The sequence below is a fragment of the Staphylococcus sp. GW823-FHT05F06 genome (genome assembly GCF_058795495.1).
The window spans coordinates 278095-297855 of the sequence record NZ_JBXAHW010000001.1 but is presented as its reverse complement, the minus strand read 5'-3'; the positions used below and the strand labels follow the sequence as shown (position 1 = coordinate 297855).

The 19761-nt window shown below is 33.2% G+C and carries 21 protein-coding genes and 1 tRNA gene; 20 read left to right on the top strand and 2 right to left on the bottom strand.

The features are described from left to right. Positions 1–128 precede the first annotated feature (128 nt). The 6 genes from AC1Q7N_RS01380 (at position 129) to AC1Q7N_RS01355 (ending at position 5574) form a co-directional block, all read left to right on the top strand. Positions 129–743 (top strand): succinate dehydrogenase cytochrome b558 subunit, encoded by a 615-nt coding sequence (locus AC1Q7N_RS01380; protein WP_001830177.1) that lies wholly within the window; start codon positions 129–131, stop codon positions 741–743. Between the two features lie 152 nt (positions 744–895). Continuing rightward, positions 896–2662, top strand: a complete 1767-nt coding sequence (gene sdhA / locus AC1Q7N_RS01375) for a succinate dehydrogenase flavoprotein subunit (RefSeq protein WP_001830193.1) — start codon at positions 896–898, stop codon at positions 2660–2662. Further along, positions 2662–3504 carry a succinate dehydrogenase iron-sulfur subunit gene (gene sdhB, locus AC1Q7N_RS01370; protein WP_001830165.1) on the top strand — a complete coding sequence of 281 codons (843 nt, stop codon included), beginning with the start codon at positions 2662–2664 and terminating at the stop codon, positions 3502–3504. The genes sdhA and sdhB overlap by 1 nt, the downstream gene beginning before the upstream one ends. Before the next feature lie 162 nt (positions 3505–3666). After that, positions 3667–4470: a glutamate racemase gene (gene racE, locus AC1Q7N_RS01365; protein WP_001830094.1), complete on the top strand. Its 804-nt coding sequence runs from the start codon at positions 3667–3669 to the stop codon at positions 4468–4470. 14 nt (positions 4471–4484) lie between these two features. After that, positions 4485–5072, top strand: coding sequence for an XTP/dITP diphosphatase (locus AC1Q7N_RS01360; protein WP_001830169.1), 588 nt, complete (start codon positions 4485–4487; stop codon positions 5070–5072). Further along, a complete protein-coding gene (locus AC1Q7N_RS01355; protein ID WP_049387560.1) occupies positions 5065–5574 on the top strand; it encodes a YfcE family phosphodiesterase in 510 nt (169 codons plus the stop codon). Before AC1Q7N_RS01360 ends, AC1Q7N_RS01355 begins: the two co-directional genes overlap by 8 nt. Before the next feature lie 239 nt (positions 5575–5813). Here the strand turns inward: AC1Q7N_RS01355 and AC1Q7N_RS01350 are convergent. Beyond that, positions 5814–5887, bottom strand: a tRNA-Arg gene (locus AC1Q7N_RS01350). A 350-nt stretch (positions 5888–6237) separates the two neighbouring features. On the opposite strand from AC1Q7N_RS01350, the gene AC1Q7N_RS01345 reads away from it, so the two are divergent. The 5 genes from AC1Q7N_RS01345 (at position 6238) to AC1Q7N_RS01325 (ending at position 7729) form a co-directional block, all read left to right on the top strand. Continuing rightward, positions 6238–6369 carry a beta-class phenol-soluble modulin gene (locus AC1Q7N_RS01345; protein ID WP_001830076.1) on the top strand — a complete coding sequence of 44 codons (132 nt, stop codon included), beginning with the start codon at positions 6238–6240 and terminating at the stop codon, positions 6367–6369. A 55-nt stretch (positions 6370–6424) separates the two neighbouring features. Continuing rightward, positions 6425–6559 (top strand): beta-class phenol-soluble modulin, encoded by a 135-nt coding sequence (locus tag AC1Q7N_RS01340; protein WP_001830190.1) that lies wholly within the window; start codon positions 6425–6427, stop codon positions 6557–6559. A gap of 51 nt (positions 6560–6610) precedes the next feature. Further along, positions 6611–6745 (top strand): beta-class phenol-soluble modulin, encoded by a 135-nt coding sequence (locus AC1Q7N_RS01335; RefSeq protein WP_001830095.1) that lies wholly within the window; start codon positions 6611–6613, stop codon positions 6743–6745. Between the two features lie 55 nt (positions 6746–6800). Then, on the top strand, positions 6801–6935 hold the full coding sequence (locus AC1Q7N_RS01330) for a beta-class phenol-soluble modulin (protein WP_001830095.1): 135 nt from the start codon (positions 6801–6803) through the stop codon (positions 6933–6935). Between the two features lie 107 nt (positions 6936–7042). Then, positions 7043–7729, top strand: a complete 687-nt coding sequence (locus tag AC1Q7N_RS01325; protein ID WP_001830150.1) for a YjjG family noncanonical pyrimidine nucleotidase — start codon at positions 7043–7045, stop codon at positions 7727–7729. Between the two features lie 108 nt (positions 7730–7837). Here the strand turns inward: AC1Q7N_RS01325 and AC1Q7N_RS01320 are convergent, their stop codons facing one another. Then, the gene (locus tag AC1Q7N_RS01320; protein WP_001830066.1) at positions 7838–8278 is read right to left on the bottom strand and encodes an N-acetyltransferase; all 441 of its coding nucleotides are present in this window, start codon (positions 8276–8278) and stop codon (positions 7838–7840) included. Positions 8279–8461: 183 nt separating this feature from the next. Here AC1Q7N_RS01320 and bshC point away from each other — a divergent pair, with 183 nt between their 5' ends. From bshC to ftsA, 9 genes are all read left to right on the top strand, one after another. Then, positions 8462–10075 (top strand): bacillithiol biosynthesis cysteine-adding enzyme BshC, encoded by a 1614-nt coding sequence (bshC, locus tag AC1Q7N_RS01315; protein ID WP_002439402.1) that lies wholly within the window; start codon positions 8462–8464, stop codon positions 10073–10075. Between the two features lie 142 nt (positions 10076–10217). After that, the gene (mraZ, locus tag AC1Q7N_RS01310; protein ID WP_001830185.1) at positions 10218–10649 is read left to right on the top strand and encodes a division/cell wall cluster transcriptional repressor MraZ; all 432 of its coding nucleotides are present in this window, start codon (positions 10218–10220) and stop codon (positions 10647–10649) included. Between the two features lie 14 nt (positions 10650–10663). Continuing rightward, positions 10664–11599: a 16S rRNA (cytosine(1402)-N(4))-methyltransferase RsmH gene (gene rsmH, locus AC1Q7N_RS01305; RefSeq protein ID WP_001830134.1), complete on the top strand. Its 936-nt coding sequence runs from the start codon at positions 10664–10666 to the stop codon at positions 11597–11599. 12 nt (positions 11600–11611) lie between these two features. After that, positions 11612–12013, top strand: coding sequence for a cell division protein FtsL (gene ftsL / locus AC1Q7N_RS01300; protein ID WP_002446224.1), 402 nt, complete (start codon positions 11612–11614; stop codon positions 12011–12013). Continuing rightward, positions 11994–14321 (top strand): penicillin-binding protein, encoded by a 2328-nt coding sequence (locus AC1Q7N_RS01295; RefSeq protein WP_002439409.1) that lies wholly within the window; start codon positions 11994–11996, stop codon positions 14319–14321. The genes ftsL and AC1Q7N_RS01295 overlap by 20 nt, the downstream gene beginning before the upstream one ends. 188 nt (positions 14322–14509) lie before the next feature. After that, positions 14510–15475 carry a phospho-N-acetylmuramoyl-pentapeptide-transferase gene (gene mraY, locus AC1Q7N_RS01290; RefSeq protein ID WP_001830122.1) on the top strand — a complete coding sequence of 322 codons (966 nt, stop codon included), beginning with the start codon at positions 14510–14512 and terminating at the stop codon, positions 15473–15475. Position 15476: 1 nt separating this feature from the next. Beyond that, positions 15477–16826, top strand: coding sequence for a UDP-N-acetylmuramoyl-L-alanine--D-glutamate ligase (murD, locus tag AC1Q7N_RS01285; RefSeq protein ID WP_001830127.1), 1350 nt, complete (start codon positions 15477–15479; stop codon positions 16824–16826). Between the two features lie 15 nt (positions 16827–16841). Beyond that, on the top strand, positions 16842–18233 hold the full coding sequence (locus AC1Q7N_RS01280) for a cell division protein FtsQ/DivIB (RefSeq protein WP_002470268.1): 1392 nt from the start codon (positions 16842–16844) through the stop codon (positions 18231–18233). Between the two features lie 105 nt (positions 18234–18338). After that, a complete protein-coding gene (gene ftsA / locus AC1Q7N_RS01275; RefSeq protein ID WP_002489413.1) occupies positions 18339–19733 on the top strand; it encodes a cell division protein FtsA in 1395 nt (464 codons plus the stop codon). The last annotated feature ends 28 nt before the right edge of the window (positions 19734–19761 follow it).

Sequence of the window (19761 nt, the reverse complement as noted above, 5' to 3'; positions counted from 1 at the left end):
TATATAGACAAGTACTAAATAAAAAAGTAAATCAACGCTGGTCTTTTATGTAAAACTTTAGGGCATTTTGCATACAAGTTTCTAAGAATTAGCAATTTAAATTATATGTTTCGCAGGGGGGACTCTTTTTGGCTCAATCAAAGAATGAATTTTACCTTAGAAGATTACATTCGTTATTAGGGGTTATTCCGATAGGTGCATTTTTAATTGTACACTTAATGGTAAACCATCAAGCAACGCAAGGTGCTGAAGCTTTTAATAGAGCTTCAGGATTTATGGAATCTTTACCATTCCTTATTGTGATGGAATTTATACTTATTTATATACCATTGTTATACCATGGTTTGTTCGGTTTACACATCGCATTCACTGCTAAGGAGAACATCGGGCATTACTCATTATTTAGAAACTGGATGTTTTTCTTCCAACGTGTAAGTGGTATTTTAGCATTTGTTTTTATTGCAATGCACTTATGGCAAACACGTTTGCAAAAAGCTTTTTATGGTAAATCTGTGGACTATAATCTAATGCATGAAACATTACAACATCCGTTATGGGCAATCTTTTACATTATTTGTGTCATTGCTGTTGTTTTCCATTTTGCTAATGGTTTATGGTCATTTTGTGTAACATGGGGCTTTTTACAATCTAAAAAATCACAACGTGTTTTTACTTGGATTTCACTCATAGTATTTTTAGTGATTTCTTATATTGGTGTTGCAGCCGTTATTGCGTTTATATAAGTATACGAATTTTCATTTTGAAACAAGCGAGTATAGATAAATTTACTACTTAGAAATTATGAAACGTTAAAAATTAACTGTTTCGTATTTAGTTTATATCTGAAATTAAAAGTAGGGCTTTAGATTTAAATATTCAGGGGAGTGACATTTCTATGGCAGAGAAAAAAATTATTGTTGTCGGTGGAGGACTAGCTGGTCTGATGTCAACAATTAAAGCGGCAGAACAAGGTGCACATGTAGATTTATTTTCCATTGTACCGGTAAAGCGTTCGCACTCTGTTTGTGCACAAGGTGGCATAAATGGTGCTGTTAATACTAAAGGTGAGGGAGATTCACCGTGGATTCACTTTGATGATACTGTTTATGGTGGAGACTTCCTGGCTAATCAACCACCAGTCAAAGCAATGGCTGATGCTGCACCTAAAATCATCCATCTGTTAGATCGTATGGGGGTTATGTTTAACAGAACGAAAGAAGGCTTATTAGACTTTAGACGTTTTGGCGGTACACTACATCATAGAACAGCTTTTGCTGGCGCAACGACAGGTCAACAATTGCTTTATGCATTAGATGAGCAAGTTCGTTCATTTGAGGTAGATGGTTTAGTAACTAAATACGAAGGATGGGAATTTCTAGGTATTGTTAAAGACGAAGAAGATGCTGCAAGAGGTATTGTCGCTCAAAATATGACAACATCAGAAATTCAATCATTCGGTTCAGATGCTGTCATCATGGCAACAGGTGGCCCTGGTATTATCTTTGGTAAAACGACGAATTCAATGATTAATACAGGTTCAGCGGCGTCAATCGTTTATCAGCAAGGTGCGATTTATGCAAATGGTGAATTCATCCAAATACATCCGACTGCGATTCCTGGAGATGACAAATTACGTCTTATGAGTGAATCAGCTCGTGGTGAAGGTGGACGTATTTGGACGTATAAAGATGGTAAACCTTGGTACTTCTTAGAAGAAAAATATCCAGACTATGGTAACTTGGTTCCACGTGATATAGCGACACGTGAAATTTTCGATGTTTGTATTAACCAAAAGTTAGGTATCAATGGAGAAAACATGGTATACCTTGATTTATCTCATAAAGATCCACACGAATTGGATGTTAAATTAGGTGGTATTATTGAAATTTATGAAAAATTCACAGGTGATGATCCACGTAAAGTTCCAATGAAAATCTTCCCAGCAGTGCATTATTCAATGGGTGGTTTATACGTAGACTATGATCAAATGACTAATATCAAAGGGTTATTTGCAGCTGGAGAATGTGATTTCTCACAACATGGTGGTAACCGTTTAGGTGCCAATTCTTTACTTTCAGCTATTTATGGAGGTACAGTAGCAGGTCCTAACGCTATCAAATATGTTGAAAATGTTGAAAAATCGTATACAGATCTAGATGACAGTATTTTCGAAGCTCGTGTTAAAGAAGAGAAAGAAAGATTTGATCATTTATTAAATATGCGTGGAACTGAAAATGCTTATAAACTTCACCGTGAATTAGGTGAAATTATGACAGCTAACGTAACTGTAGTTCGTGAAAATGAAAAGTTGCTTGAAACAGATAAAAAAATTCAAGAGCTTATGAAACGTTATGAAGATATCGATATGGAAGATACGCAAACATGGAGCAACCAAGCAGTATTCTTCACACGACAATTATGGAATATGTTGGTTCTTGCTCGTGTGATTACGATTGGTGCATATAATCGTAACGAATCTAGAGGTGCACATTACAAACCTGAATTCCCAGAACGTAATGATGAAGAATGGTTAAAAACAACCATGGCTCGTTATAAAGGTAGAAGTGAAAAGCCAGAATTTACTTATGAGCCAGTAGATGTAAGTTTAATTCCACCTCGTAAGCGTGACTACACAAGTAAGTCTAAAGGAGGTAATAAGTAATGGCTAATCAATCATTAAAAGAAACTCCAAAAACTCAAAGTAATCCACAAACTCAAGTACAAGGTCAAAATCAACAACCAAAACAAAAAACAGTAAAATTGATAATTAAACGTCAAGATAATAGCGAATCAAAACCTTATGAAGAATCATTTGAAATTCCTTATAAGGAAAATTTAAACGTAATTGCATGTTTAATGGAAATCAGACGAAATCCAGTCAACTCTAAAGGCGAAAAAACGACACCAGTCACATGGGATATGAATTGCCTCGAAGAAGTATGTGGCGCTTGTTCAATGGTTATTAACGGCCGTGCAAGACAATCATGTTCAGCTATTGTTGATCAATTAGAACAACCAATTCGTCTTGAACCAATGAGTACTTTCCCTGTCATTCGAGATTTACAAGTTGATCGCTCAAGAATGTTCGATAACTTAAAACGAATGAAAGCATGGATTCCTATTGATGGAACATATGACTTAGGACCTGGACCACGTATGCCAGAGAAAAAACGCCAAACTGCATATGAATTGTCTAAATGTATGACTTGTGGTGTATGCTTAGAAGTATGTCCAAATGTCACAAAAAATAATAAATTTGTTGGTGCACAAGCTATTTCTCAAGTACGTTTGTTCGACTTACATCCTACAGGTTCCATGACTAAAGATGAGCGTTTAGATGCATTGATGAGTGCAGGAGGACTGCAAGAATGTGGTAATTCTCAAAATTGTGTGAATGCATGTCCTAAAGGTATACCATTGACAACGTCAATTGCCGCAATGAATAGAGAAACTTCTTTCCATATGTTTAAATCATTCTTTGGTTCTGACCACCAAGTAGATTAATATAGCTTATAGTGACCAAGGCAACCTTGCCTTGGTCATTTTTTGATGATTGTAGAATAAAGATAGGAATATCACTTTACAAGAACTATAAACGTAAATATCTACAGTTATATGATACTGTGATACAATGTAAGGTAATTGTAAAAATAAGGGTGAAGAAGTATGAATAAACCTATTGGAGTCATTGATTCAGGTGTTGGTGGTCTTACTGTAGCTAAAGAAATTATGAGACAGTTACCAAATGAAACTATTTATTATTTAGGTGATATAGCACGGTGTCCATATGGTCCAAGACCAGGAGAAGAAGTTAAAAAATTCACAACGGAACTAGCTCAAAAATTGATGGAATTTGATATAAAAATGCTAGTTATTGCTTGCAATACTGCTACGGCAGTTGCATTAAATTATTTACAAAACATATTACCTATTCCTGTCATTGGTGTTATCGAACCTGGAGCAAGAACTGCTATAATGACTACAAAAAATCAAAATGTATTAGTTTTAGGAACTGAAGGAACAATTAAATCAGAAGCGTATCGCACACATATAAAAAAGATAAATCCAAATGTGAATGTCTATAGTGTTGCATGTCCGGGCTTTGTTCCTCTAGTTGAACAAATGCGCTATAAAGACCCTACAATTACTAATATTGTGATTCATCAAACGTTGAAGCAATGGAGAAACAGTGATGCGGACACGGTTATTTTAGGATGCACGCACTATCCGTTGTTATATCAGCCTATTTATGAATATTTTAGTGGTACTAAAACAGTTATCTCATCTGGCTTAGAAACAGCAAGAGAAGTAAGTGCATTACTCACGTTTAGCAATGAGCATGCCAGTTACACAGAACATCCCCAACATAGATTTTTTGCGACTGGTGACACCACACATATTAAAAATATTATTGATGAATGGTTAAATATGAAAGTTGAAGTTCAAAGAATAACTGTAGATGATTCATAGAAGGAGAGAATGATATGGAAGATATTGTTATTGCAACTAATAATCAAGGTAAGATAAACGATTTTAAAGCTATTTTTAAAAATCAACATGTTATTGGAATTTCTGAGTTAATTGAGGATTTTGATGTAGAAGAAACAGGTGCCACATTTGAAGAAAACGCTAGGTTAAAATCCGAAGCGGCAGCACATGCATTAAATAAGCGTGTCATTGCAGATGATAGTGGACTTGAAGTGTTCGCATTAAATGGAGAACCAGGCGTATATTCAGCTCGCTATGCAGGATTAGGTAAGAATGATGAAGATAATATTGAAAAGTTGTTAACGAACTTAGAAGATGTTCAAGACCGTCGTGCTCAATTTGTTTGTGTGATTAGTATGAGTGCGCCTAATGAAAAAACAAAAACATTTAAAGGAACAGTTTCTGGAGTGATAACAACTGAACGACATGGAAAGAATGGTTTTGGTTATGATCCAATATTTTTTGTCCCAGAATTAAATAAAACGATGGCGGAAATTACAAATGATGAAAAGGGTAAAATCAGTCATCGTGGAAATGCTATTCGACTGTTAAAAGAATATTTAGAGGGTGAACAACATGTCTAAGTGGATTATTCTTAGTGATAATCACAAAGAAACAGGTATCTTATATCATATTTATGAACTACATAAAGATGCAGATAAATTTTTACATTTAGGGGATTCTGAATTTAGTTATAATGACACAGAACTTAGTTTGTATCAGCGTGTGAAAGGTAATTGTGATTTTTATCCAGAGTTTTTAGAAGAAGCAATCACTGAAGAAAACGGAATCCGTGCCTTTTATACTCATGGACATCTTTATCAAGTAAACCAAACACGAATGAAACTGGCTGAAAAGGCAAAAGAATTAGGATGTTTGTTTGCCTTTTATGGACATACACATGTTGCAGAATATGAGCAAATAGGTGGTATCCATGTAATTAATCCTGGTAGTATTTCTCAATCACGTAGTCAAATTGAAGAAACTTTTGCCGAACTCGTATACAAGGAAGATGAAAATACCATCATTTTGAATTTTAGAAATAGAGAAAATCAGATCATTGAAACAGTTAAGATTGAATTTTAGACAGTTAGGAATAATAAGAGCAAAACTTTTATATAAAGAATAAACCTGGGACATTAAAATGTTTCAGGTTTATTAATGATGTGGTAATTGATGGCTAGGTTAAACTATCGTGATGTTTACGCCTTATGCAGTTTGCACTTCGATACTTAATAGTGAGATTTAATCTCTGTTGAATTATATTATTGTACTTTAGAAAATAAAAAAGGAGCCTCATTCAATGAGACTCCTTTTTGTTATAGCGTCCTGGGAGGGATTCGAACCCCCGACCGATGGCTTAGAAGGCCATTGCTCTATCCAGCTGAGCTACCAGGACATTTTCAACACAAGAATTATTATATCTAAATATATGTCTTTTAGCAATAGGTACCTAATAAAAATTATTTATATTTTTCACTATAATAGAGGTTTTTATACATAAATGTTAATTTGATATAAAATCTCATATGTTTATATCAATAAAATCGAGCACAATACAGTTGTGCATGCCTAACTGTTAAAAAACTTAAATAAAGCAACAGTTAGGAACTCGTAATTACTTAGTATGAAAAATGCAACAAATTGAGTCAAATTAACTTTATAGTATAGGTAACAAAACGATAGAGATAACGAATCAAAACGTATCCGATCGTTTTGGAGTTATTAACTCATTTAGGAGTGTTAATAATGAAATTATTTAACGCTTTTAAAGACATCTTAGAAGCAGCCATCACTAACGATGGCACTCAATTAGGGGCAAGTATTGTTAACATCATAGAAAGTAGCGTTGATATGGTGAATCGATTTTTGGGAAATTAGTTCATCATCAACGATCTAGCATAATAATAAAATTTATTTAAAGGAGTTTTGAATAATGGAACAATTATTTGACGCAATTAGAAGTGTAGTAGATGCAGGAATCAACCAAGATTGGTCTCAATTAGCTTCAGGCATCGCTGGTATTGTTGAAAATGGTGTTAGTATTATTTCTAAATTATTAGGTCAATAATTTAAAAATTAAAACTTTAAAATTTAAATAATTAATTAGGGAGAGATAAACATGTCAAAATTAGCAGAAGCTATTGCAAATACAGTAAAAGCAGCACAAGATCAAGATTGGACTAAATTAGGAACTAGTATCGTTGACATCGTAGAAAGTGGCGTTAGCGTATTAGGTAAAATCTTCGGATTTTAATTAATCTTAGTTTTTTAAAATATAAATTTAAATAATTAATTAGGGAGAGATAAACATGTCAAAATTAGCAGAAGCTATTGCAAATACAGTAAAAGCAGCACAAGACCAAGATTGGACTAAATTAGGAACTAGTATCGTTGATATCGTAGAAAGTGGCGTTAGCGTATTAGGTAAAATCTTCGGTTTCTAATACACGATTAATTATTGGCCAGAGCGAATGCTCTGGTCTTTTTTTGTGCCATTTTATTTGTTACTATTTTAGTAAAAAAAGATTGTTAATAAATAGGAGATTTGAATATGAAATTCAAAAATATATTATTTGATTTCGACGATACATTAGTGGATTTTTATGACGCTGAGAAAAAAGCGTTTTATAATTTAGCGCAGAAATACAATCATCAGCCAACTCAACAGGATTTCGAACATTTTAAGAAAGTGAACCAAGCGCATTGGGAAGCATTTCAACAAAATAAATTGACTAAAGATGAAGTGCTGTCACAACGATTTATTAATTATTTTAATGACTATCAAATTCATGTAAATGGAAAAGAAGCTGATGAGTGCTTTAGAGCTGAATTAGCAAAGGCACCAGTTAAATTATTTGATCATACATTAGAAGTTATACAACAATTAAAATTAAATCATTCTCTCTATATAGTAACCAATGGTGTAACAGAAACACAGCTACGACGAATTGCTCAGACACAATTTAATGAAATATTTCAAGATGTCTTTATATCTGAACAAGCTGGATTTCAAAAGCCGATGACAGAGTTCTTCGATTTTGTGTTTGAACATATCGGAGAGAATAACAGGAATCAAACTCTAATTGTAGGAGATTCTTTAACGTCTGACATTTTAGGTGGTAAAAATGCTAATATATCAACATGTTGGTTTAATATTAGACAAAAAGAAAACCATACGTCTATTCAACCGGATTATATCATTAATGATTTATCAGAAATGATTCGCATTGTTGAGTGAATAGAAGAGATAAAGACAATTGAAGAAGTATAAGTTGAGCCAACACTTGTAGAATTTATCATTACAAGTGTTGGCTCAGTTTAGTTGATATATATTATCGTTACGACATTATGGATTCCATATTAAGATGTCGTGCCCCTCAGGATTTTTGGTTTCTACATCTTTAAAACCCTGTTTTAAAAAGAATTCTTTTGAGTTATTTCTAGCAATAGCTTTAATTGGTTTTTTATTTTCTTTAGCAAAGTTTAATAGTTGCTTAGCATATCCACGTCTTTGGTACGTATCTAATACTTCTAATTTCCAAAGAAGAATATAGTCATTGCTATTAGGGAAATAGGTTTCTTCTACTTCTCCTTTATCAAGTAATGCCATTCTCGCAACTAATTTATTACCAACAAAAATTCCATAAAAAGGAGAATCGGAACTTGCATCAATCATTTGTCCCTTTAACTCCTCAATCATATATAGGTTCTTGTTACCAAATTCTCTGAAATCAGCGAAAAGCTCATCTGTTTTGTAATTGATTTGTAAATGTTTAACTTCACCCATAACGTTATCCCCCTTTGTTTCTTTATTTTATTATACCCTCTTTAAAATGCTTTTTCATTTAATAATCATACTTAGTTGATTTGTAAAAAATTTAGATAAATTAATTTATAAGCCGTTAAATTGTCAATGAGAAATATAATCTTTATACTATATGAGGAATAGTGATAATGAAGGAGTAAATACATGAAGTGTAATACGTTAAAGTTAACTGAACAGGATCAGTTCATTAATAAAATAAAAAATAGTGAATCTCAAATTACATCTTTTTATGAATATGATGCAGCGAAAAAGGAAAGCTTTTATAGAAGATTAAAAACACCTAATAATGGAAGGGAATTTCATTTATCACGAGTGATTAAATCTTACATGAATGAATTAAAGTTAACACATCAGCAGCTGAATAACATAGATGCTTTAGCTGATGGTGCAAAAGTAGTGATTGGTGGACAACAAGCTGGTCTTTTTGGGGGTCCACTGTATACGTTTCATAAGATTTTCTCAATTATAACTTTAAGTCGTCAACTTTCTGAGGAATATGATACTCCTATTGTACCTGTGTTTTGGATTGCAGGTGAGGACCATGATTTTGAAGAGGTGAATCATACGTATGCATTCAATAATAAAGAAACTACCTTGAAAAAAGTAAAGTATCATACGATGACACCACCAGATAGTAATGTTTCAAGATATACTCCTGATAAGAACGAATTAAAAGCATCATTAAATCACTTTTTTAAAGAAATGAAGGAAACTGTACATACTCAAGATGTTTATCAAATGTGCGTCAATATTATTAATCAATTTGATTCATGGACTGATATTTTTAAGGGATTGATACATGAAGTGTTTAAGGATTATGGGATTTTACTTATTGATGCTCAATACCCTGAATTAAGACAGATGGAGAAACCGTTGTTTAAAGAGATATTAGAAAAGAGGAATCAAGTCGATCAATCTTTTCGTGAAACTCAGATACGAACAACTCAACAACAACTTCCATCAATGATACAAACAGAGACAAACACACATTTATTTATCCATGAAGACGGAATGAGACAGCTTTTAAATTTTGATGGCACTTATTTTAAACTGAATAAAACTGAGAAACGTTACACGAAACAAAATTTATTAGATATTATAGAAAGAGAGCCTGAAAGAATTTCTAATAATGTTGTTACTCGTCCAGTTGTAGAGGAATGGTTGTTTAACACAGTAGCATTTATCGGAGGTCCAAGCGAAATCAAATATTGGGCAGAATTAAAAGGTGTTTTCGATACGTTAAATGTAGAAATGCCTATTGTTATGCCAAGATTAAGAATCACGTATTTGTATGCTAGAACTAAAAAGTTATTAAAACAATATAATTTATCGATAGAGTCTGTCATTGCTAATGGAGTAGAACAGGAACGTCAACGTTTTGTTCGTGAAAAAGCATCAAATAATTTTATAAATGAAGTAGAAGAAATGAAAATTCAGCAACAAGAACTTTATAACAATTTATTCACCTATGTGGAAAATAACCATGACAACCAACTTCTTTTAGAAAAAAATAATCAAATTCATCTCAATCAGTACGATTATTTAATCAAACGGTACTTACTGAATATTGAAAGAGAAAATGATATAAGTATGCGACAGTTTAGAGAAATTAGTGAAACACTCCATCCAATGGGTGGTCTACAAGAAAGAGTTTGGAATCCACTTCAAATTATGAATGATTTTGGGATAGATGTGTTCAGTCCCTCCACCTATCCACCACTTTCTTACTCGTTTGATCATTTGATTATAAATCCTTGATATGACAGTATTTTTGCCCGTTTTATCTTAAAGATAAAACGGGTTTTTTGTGTTTGAGCAAATTATTTGCACCTTTTTTGTATAATTAGTGGAGGATAGTGGGGAGATGTGGTAAATTATAAATAAGGTGAGGTGATAAAAAATGTTCATGGGAGAATTCGATCATCAATTGGATACAAAAGGACGTATGATTATACCGTCCAAGTTTCGTTATGATCTAAATGAACGTTTTATTATCACAAGAGGCCTTGATAAATGTTTATTTGGTTACACTCTAGAAGAGTGGCAGCAAATTGAAGAGAAGATGAAAACCTTACCTATGACAAAAAAAGACGCGCGTAAATTTATGCGTATGTTCTTCTCAGGTGCTGTAGAAGTAGAATTAGATAAACAAGGGCGTATTAATATTCCGCAAAATTTAAGGAAATATGCCAATTTAAGTAAGGAATGTACAGTAATTGGTGTCTCAAATCGTATTGAGATTTGGGACAGAGAAACTTGGAATGATTTCTATGATGAATCTGAAGAAAGTTTCGAAGACATTGCTGAAGATTTAATAGATTTTGATTTTTAAATGGAGGAATTTAGATGTTTCATCATGTGAGCGTCATGTTAAACGAAACCATTGATTATTTAAATATTAAAGAAGATGGTGTGTATGTTGACTGTACGTTGGGTGGAGCAGGACATGCCCTCTATTTACTTAATCAATTAAATGATAAAGGTAGACTTATTGCGATTGATCAAGATTTAACAGCCATAGAAAATGCGAAAGAAGTTTTAAAAGAACATTTGCACAAAGTCACTTTTGTTCATAACAACTTTCGAGAATTAACAAATATTTTAAATGAATTAGAAATTGAAAAAGTAGATGGTATTTATTATGACTTAGGTGTTTCAAGCCCGCAATTGGATGTGCCTGAAAGAGGCTTTAGTTATCACAATGATGCGAAACTAGATATGCGAATGGATCAAACACAATCACTTTCTGCGTATGAAGTAGTTAATCAATGGTCTTATGAAGCATTAGTTAGGATTTTCTTTCGTTACGGCGAAGAGAAATTTTCTAAACAGATTGCACGCAGAATTGAAGCCCATCGAGAACAACAACCTATAGAAACAACTTTAGAACTAGTTGATGTCATTAAAGAAGGCATACCAGCGAAAGCAAGACGAAAAGGGGGACATCCTGCGAAACGCGTGTTCCAAGCTATTCGAATTGCTGTGAATGATGAGTTATCAGCTTTTGAAGATTCAGTTGAGCAAGCCATTGAATGTGTGAAGGTCGGAGGTAGAATTTCAGTTATTACTTTCCACTCTTTGGAAGATCGTTTGTGTAAACAAATTTTCCAAGAGTTTGAGAAAGGTCCAGACGTACCAAGAGGTCTACCCGTTATTCCTGAAGCATATACACCTAAGTTAAAACGAGTAAATCGTAAACCGATTACCGCTACTGATGACGATTTAAACGAAAACAATCGAGCACGTAGCGCCAAGTTACGCGTAGCAGAAATATTAAAATAAGGAGTAAGTGTAATGGCTGTAGAAAAAATTTATCAACCTTATGATGAAGCGACACAAACCAGTATCCCACAAAGACAACCACAATCGAGTCCTGAAAAACAAACCGTTAAAAGAAAAGTTGTTGTTCAACTTACTAGATTTGAAAAAATTTTATACATAGCTTTAATAACTGTAATTGCTCTAATAAGTATTTATATGCTATCTTTAAAAATGGATGCGTACGATACGCGAGGAAAAATTGCAGATTTAGATCAAAAAATAGAGAAACAATCTAGTGAGAACAGCGCATTAAAGTCTGAAATTAAGAAAAATTCTTCATATGAACGCATTTACGACAAGGCTAAGAAGCAGGGCATGAGCCTAGAGAACGACAATGTAAAGGTAGTGCGTAATAATGGCGAAGCGAAAAATTAAAATTAAAAAAAATAAAATAGGAGCAGTCCTACTTGTTGGTTTATTCGGACTGCTCTTTTTTATATTGGTGCTAAGGTTTTCTTATGTAATGATTACTGGCCACTCTAATGGTCAAGATTTAATTATGAAAGCAAATGAGAAATACTTAGTCAAAAATTCTCAACAACCAGAACGAGGTAAGATTTATGATCGTAATGGTAAAGTTTTAGCAGAAGATGTAGAAAGATATAAACTTGTTGCAGTTGTGGATAAAAAAGCAAGTAAAGAAAGTAAAAAGCCGCGACACGTGGTTGATAAAAAAAAGACAGCAAAAAAATTAGCTGAAATCATAGATATGGACGCTGACGAAATAGAAAAACGACTTAATAATAAGAAAGCCTTTCAAATCGAATTTGGTCAGAAAGGTACTAATTTAACTTATCAAGAAAAAGAAAAAATAGAGAAAATGAAATTACCTGGTATAGCACTTTACCCAGAAACTGAGCGGTTTTATCCTAATGGTAATTTTGCCTCCCATTTAATAGGGATGGCACAGAAAGATCCTGATACTGGTGAATTAAATGGTGCATTAGGTGTTGAAAAAATATTCAATAGTTATTTAAATGGATCAAGAGGTGCACTTAAATATATACATGATATATGGGGCTACATCGCACCTAATACGAAGAAAGAGCAGCAACCTAAACGTGGAGACGATGTACACTTAACAATTGATTCTAATATACAAGTCTTTGTGGAAGAAGCTCTTGATGACATGGTTGAACGCTATGCTCCAAAAGATTTATTTGCAGTAGTAATGGACGCAAAAACTGGTGAAATACTTGCATATAGCCAACGTCCGACTTTTAACCCTGAAACAGGTAAAGATTTTGGCAAAAAGTGGGCAAACGATTTATATCAAAATACATATGAACCGGGCTCTACTTTTAAAACATACGGCTTAGCTGCAGCAATTCAAGAAGGTAAATTCAAACCGGATGAAAAGTATAAATCAGGTCATAGAAATATTATGGGCTCTGAAATTTCCGATTGGAATAAAACTGGTTGGGGACGTATACCTATGTCGTTAGGTTTTACTTATTCATCAAATACGTTGATGATGCACTTACAAGATTTGGTTGGTGCCGATAAAATGAAATCTTGGTATGAACGCTTTGGATTTGGCAAAAAAACAGGTGGTATGTTTGATGGAGAAGCTGCAGGTAATATTGGTTGGGCAAATGAATTACAACAAAAAACGTCAGCATTTGGTCAATCCACAACTGTTACCCCTGCTCAAATGATTCAAGCACAATCGGCTTTCTTTAATAAAGGGAATATGCTTAAACCATGGTTTGTAAGTAGTATTGATAATCCAATAACTAAAAAGAATTATTACTCTGGTAAAAAAGAGTTTGCCGGTAAACCAGTAACGGAAGAAACAGCCAATAAAGTTGAAGAAGAACTTGATAAAGTAGTAAATAGTAAGAAGAGTCATGCTATGAATTATCGCGTAAAAGGTTATGATATTGAAGGTAAGACAGGAACAGCACAAGTAGCTGATTCAAATGGAGGCGGTTATGTTAAAGGTGAAAATCCTTACTTTGTAAGCTTCATTGGGGATGCACCTAAGAAAAAACCTAAAGTCATTGTCTATGCAGGTATGAGTCTTGCTCAAAAAAATGATCAAGAAGCATATGAAATGGGTGTGAGCAAAGCATTTAAACCAATTATGGAGAATACGCTGAAATATTTAAATGTTGGAAAATCTAGTGATACTTCATCAAAAACTGACTATAGTAAAGTGCCTAACGTGCAAGGAGATGAAGTTCAAAAAGCAGAGGATAGCGTCAATGCTCAATCTCTTAAACCTATTACGATTGGTAATGGCAAACAAATTAAACAACAATCAGTTAAGTCAGGTACCAAAGTCCTACCACACAGTAAAGTAATGTTAATGACAGACGGGGAATTAACAATGCCGGATATGACCGGATGGACAAAGGAAGATGTACTTGCTTTTGAAGATTTAACGAAAATTAAAGTTTCTACTAAAGGTAATGGATTTGTCACGAATCAAAGTATCTCAAAAGGTCAAATCATTAAAAATAAAGATAAGATAGAAGTGTCATTATCTGCTGAAGATACGGATGATGACCAAGAGAAAACTGATGAGGACTCTTCGGATAACAAATCAAAGAAAGATAAAGCTGATGAGGATCATTCAAATACATCTTCGTCAACTAAGAATGATAAGTCAAACGCCGACTCGAAAAATGATTCTGATGACAGCACAAATGAAACATCAGGTTCTGAGAGAAATAATTAATTTAAGAGAACTTGATATCAACAACAGGTTGGGATTAACATTTTAGGGATTAGCTCACAAATGTTCCCAACCTTATTTAATAAATAGATAATGTCGTATATTAAAATAAAACAAAAACTGATAAAATATTAAAGGTTATTTACAAATAAAAAGAGCTAAAATTAGAAAGTGAAGAAAAGGAGATTTATATGATCTTTATATACGCAATCATCGCATTACTGATAACATTTATTTTAGTCCCTATACTTATTCCAACATTGAAACGTATGAAGTTTGGACAAAGTATCCGTGAGGAAGGGCCTCAAAGCCATATGAAAAAAACAGGTACTCCTACTATGGGTGGGCTTACATTTTTAATTAGTATTATAATTTCCTCTATCATTGCAATTATCTTTGTAGACCATTCAAATCCAATTATTTTGTTACTATTTGTAACAATCGGTTTTGGTCTTATTGGATTTATTGATGACTATATTATTGTAGTTAAAAAGAATAACCAAGGATTAACTAGTAAACAAAAGTTTCTAGCACAAATAATTATTGCAGTTATATTCTTTGTGCTAAGTGATGTATTTCACCTTGTGCATTTTACGACAGATTTGCATATTCCATTTGTGAATTTTGATATTCCGTTGTCATTTGCTTACGTGATATTTATCGTCTTTTGGCAAGTTGGTTTCTCAAATGCTGTAAACTTAACTGATGGTTTAGATGGATTGGCAACCGGTTTGTCAATAATAGGTTTTGCAATGTATGCTGTAATGAGTTACATGTTAGATTCACCGGCTATTGGCATATTTTGTATTATAATGATTTTCGCTTTACTAGGTTTCTTACCTTACAATTTAAATCCAGCGAAAGTTTTCATGGGAGACACAGGAAGTCTTGCTCTAGGTGGTATTTTTGCAACGATTTCAATCATGTTGAATCAAGAATTATCATTAATATTAATTGGTTTTGTGTTTGTAGTTGAGACATTATCTGTAATGTTACAAGTAGCCTCATATAAATTAACGAAGAAACGTATTTTCAAGATGAGTCCTATACATCACCACTTCGAATTAAGTGGTTGGGGTGAATGGAAGGTAGTAACAGTATTTTGGACGGTAGGTTTAATTACAGGATTAATAGGTTTATGGATTGGAGTGCATTAAATTGCTAAATTACACTGAATTAGAAAATAAAAATGTTTTAGTAGTAGGCTTAGCAAAAAGTGGATATGAAGCGGCGAAACTTCTCCTTAAATTAGGGGCTAACGTTAAAGTCAATGATGGAAAGGATCTTTCACAGGATGCACATGCTAAAGATTTAGAATCTATGGGCATTGAGGTAATTAGCGGTAGTCATCCTTTTTCTTTATTAGATGATGATCCTATCATTGTGAAAAACCCAGGTATTCCATATACTGTATCAATTATTAAAGAAGCAACAAATAGAGGGCTTAAAATCTTAACAGAGGTTGAACTTAGCTATTTAATTTCTGAGGCACCAATCATAGCAGTTACTGGAACTAACGGTAAAACTACTGTCACTTCACTAATCGGTGATATGTTCCAAAAAAGCGTGTTGACTGGACGACTTTCTGGGAATATTGGTTATGTAGCCTCAAAAGTTGCACAAGAAGTTAAATCAGATGAGTATTTAATAACAGAATTATCATCTTTTCAATTATTAGGCATTGAGGAATATAAACCACATATCGCTATCATTACTAATATTTATTCTGCACATTTGGATTACCATGAAACGTTAGAGAACTATCAAAATGCTAAAAAGCAAATATATAAAAATCAAACTAAAGATGATTATCTCATTTGTAATTATCATCAAAGGCACCTAATTGAATCAGAAAATCTAGAAGCGAAAACATTTTATTTTTCAACACAGCAAGAAGTTGATGGGATATACATTAAAGATGGTTTCATTGTTTTTAACGGCATTCGCATTATTAACACTAAAGACTTAGTGCTACCGGGAGAACATAACCTGGAAAATATTTTAGCAGCTGTTCTAGCATCAATCATTGCTGGAGTGCCAGTCAAAGCTATTGTAGATAGTCTTGTTACTTTTTCCGGTATTGATCATAGACTTCAGTATATTGGTACAAATCGCACAAATAAATATTATAATGATTCAAAAGCAACTAATACTTTAGCTACTCAATTTGCGCTTAACTCTTTTGATCAACCAATTATTTGGTTGTGTGGTGGATTAGATCGTGGTAATGAATTCGATGAACTTATTCCTTATATGGAAAATGTACGTGTGATGGTTGTTTTTGGAGAAACACAAGATAAATTTGCTAAATTGGGAAATAGTCAAGGTAAGTATGTGATTAAAGCAACAGATGTAGAGGATGCTGTTGATAAAATTCAAGATATAGTCGAGCCCAATGATGTTGTTCTATTATCACCAGCTTGTGCAAGTTGGGATCAGTATCATACATTTGAAGAACGTGGTGAGAAGTTTATCGATAGATTCCGAGCGCACTTGCCATCATACTAAGGAGTGTGAATGCTCATGGAAGAGAATAAAAATCAACCTAATAAGGAGAATATGTCGAATAAAGACGATAATGCAACTCATTTGAATGACAGTCAAAGAAATGAAGACTTAGAGCTTTTTAGACGGAATAAAAACGCTCGCCAACGCAGAAGACGTCGTATAGATAACCAAAGTAAAGAAAAGGATGCTACGTCTACACAATCACAGTTAGAAACTAAACCAATGGATAAATTTATAGATAATCACAAGTCGCATAATCAAGACAAAGAAATAAAAAGTGACTTAATTGAAGATAATGTTAATGATGAAAACGACAATCAAAAAAATATTAATGATAAATTAAATGACCGTATTGTCCAAGAAACAAATGAAAGTCGTCAAAGTACTGAAGACGATGAGGAATTTCTACTTGATCATCGGAGTGAACAACAACCTAAAGCCTCTCGTCATTCTAAAAAGCATAAATTACTAAGTAAATTTACTTCTAAAAAAGAAAAGGAAACATCTACATCGTTCAATAATAATGAGAAGGTAACTCAAATTAAACCGCTTAGTTTAGAAGAAAAAAGAGCCATAAGACGTAAAAAGCAAAAAAGAATCCAATATACCATTATCACACTACTCATTCTTATCATTGTTCTCATTTTACTCTATATGTTTACACCACTGAGTAAAATATCAAATGTAAATGTTAAAGGTAATAACAACGTAAGTACGAGTAAAATAAAGAAAGAACTTAACGTTACTTCGCGATCACGAATGTATACTTTTAGTAAAAATAAAGCGATTAGGAACTTAAAACAGAATCCTTTAATCAAAGAAGTTGATATTCATAAACAATTACCAAACACGTTAACTGTCAACGTGACTGAGTACCAAATTGTCGGTTTAGAAAAAAATAAAGATAAATATGTGCCAATTATAGAAGATGGTAAAGAATTAACAGAATACAAAGATGAAGTGTCACATGATGGGCCTATCATTGATGGGTTCAAAGGAGACAAAAAAACACGAATTATAAAAGCTTTATCAGAAATGTCACCTAAAGTGAGAAACTTAATTGCAGAGGTGAGTTACGCACCAACTAAAAATAAACAAAGTCGCATAAAGATCTTCACCAAAGATAATATGCAAGTTATTGGTGACATTACAACGATTGCAGACAAAATGCAATATTATCCTCAAATGTCACAATCATTAAGCAGAGATGACTCTGGCGAACTTAAGACAAATGGCTATATTGATTTATCGGTTGGAGCGTCATTTATTCCTTATCAAGGTTCATCAACTGTTCAATCGGGTACAGAACAAAATGTAACCAAGTCAACACAAGAAGAAAATGATGCAAAAGAAGAACTTCAAAATGTGTTGAATAAAATAAATAAACAATCTAAAGAAAATAATTAAAAAATTTCGATAATAGTATGTGTTTATAGTTCACAAGCTATTCAACGTATTGTACACTAAACATAGTGTACTTAAATAGTATAATTTGTCAGGAGGTGCCTATCTATGGAGGAACATTACTATGTGAGCATAGATATAGGTTCATCAAGCGTAAAAACAATAGTAGGCGAAAAATTTCACAACGGAATTAATGTGATAGGTACAGGGCAAACCTACACAAGTGGTATCAAGAATGGTTTAATTGATGATTTTGATATTGCAAGACAAGCAATTAAAGATACAATTAAGAAGGCTTCAATTGCCTCTGGTGTAGATATAAAAGATGTATTTTTAAAACTACCTATCATCGGTACCGAAGTATATGATGAATCAAATGAAATTGAATTTTATGAGGATACTGAAATTGATGGCACGCATATTGAATCAGTTTTAGAAGGTATCCGGGATAAAAATGATGTGCCTGAAACTGAAGTGATAAATGTATTCCCAATTCGTTTTGTAGTTGACAAAGACAATGAAGTTTCAGATCCTAAAGAATTAATTGCAAGACATTCATTAAAAGTAGATGCAGGTGTCATCGCAATCCAAAAATCTATTTTAATCAATATGATTAAATGTGTTGAGGCATGTGGTGTTGACGTGTTAGATGTTTATTCTGATGCGTACAATTATGGTTTTATTCTCACACCAACGGAGAAGGAATTAGGCGCTTGTGTTATTGATATCGGTGAAGACTTAACGCAAGTTGCTTTCTATGAACGAGGAGAACTTGTAGATGCTGAATCTATAGAAATGGCCGGTCGAGACATTACGGATGATATTGCTCAAGGACTAAATACTACATATGACACAGCTGAAAAGGTAAAACATCAATATGGTCATGCGTTTTATGACTCTGCTTCAGATCAAGATGTCTTTTCAGTAGATCAAGTTGATTCAGATGAACATGTTCAATATACTCAAAAAGATTTAAGTGACTTTATTGAACAAAGAGTCGAAGATATATTCTTTGAAGTCTTTGACGTTTTACAAGAGCTAGGACTTACAAAAGTAAACGGAGGATTTGTAGTTACTGGTGGATCTGCAAATTTACTAGGTGTAAAAGAATTACTACAAGATATGGTTAGTGAAAAAGTGAGAATTCATACACCGTCACAAATGGGTATCAGAAAACCAGAATTTTCTTCGGCTATTTCTACGATTTCTAGTAGTATCGCTTTTGACGAGTTATTAGATTATGTTACAATTAGTTATCAAGATAGTGAAGAATTTGAAGAAGAAGTTATCGAAACTGATAAAGATACTGAAACAAAATCAAGCGGTTTTGATTGGTTTAAGCGTAAATCAAACAAAAAAGAAAATGACGAGGTAGCACCAGAAGCGCCTCGTGAAGAGTATTATGAAGACCGTGAAAATCATCTAGAAGATGAACAACAAACAGAAGGCAAAGCCAAAGAAGAAAGTAAGTTTAAAAAATTAATGAAATCTCTATTTGAATGATTATTGGCCATAAAGACTAGGAGGAAAA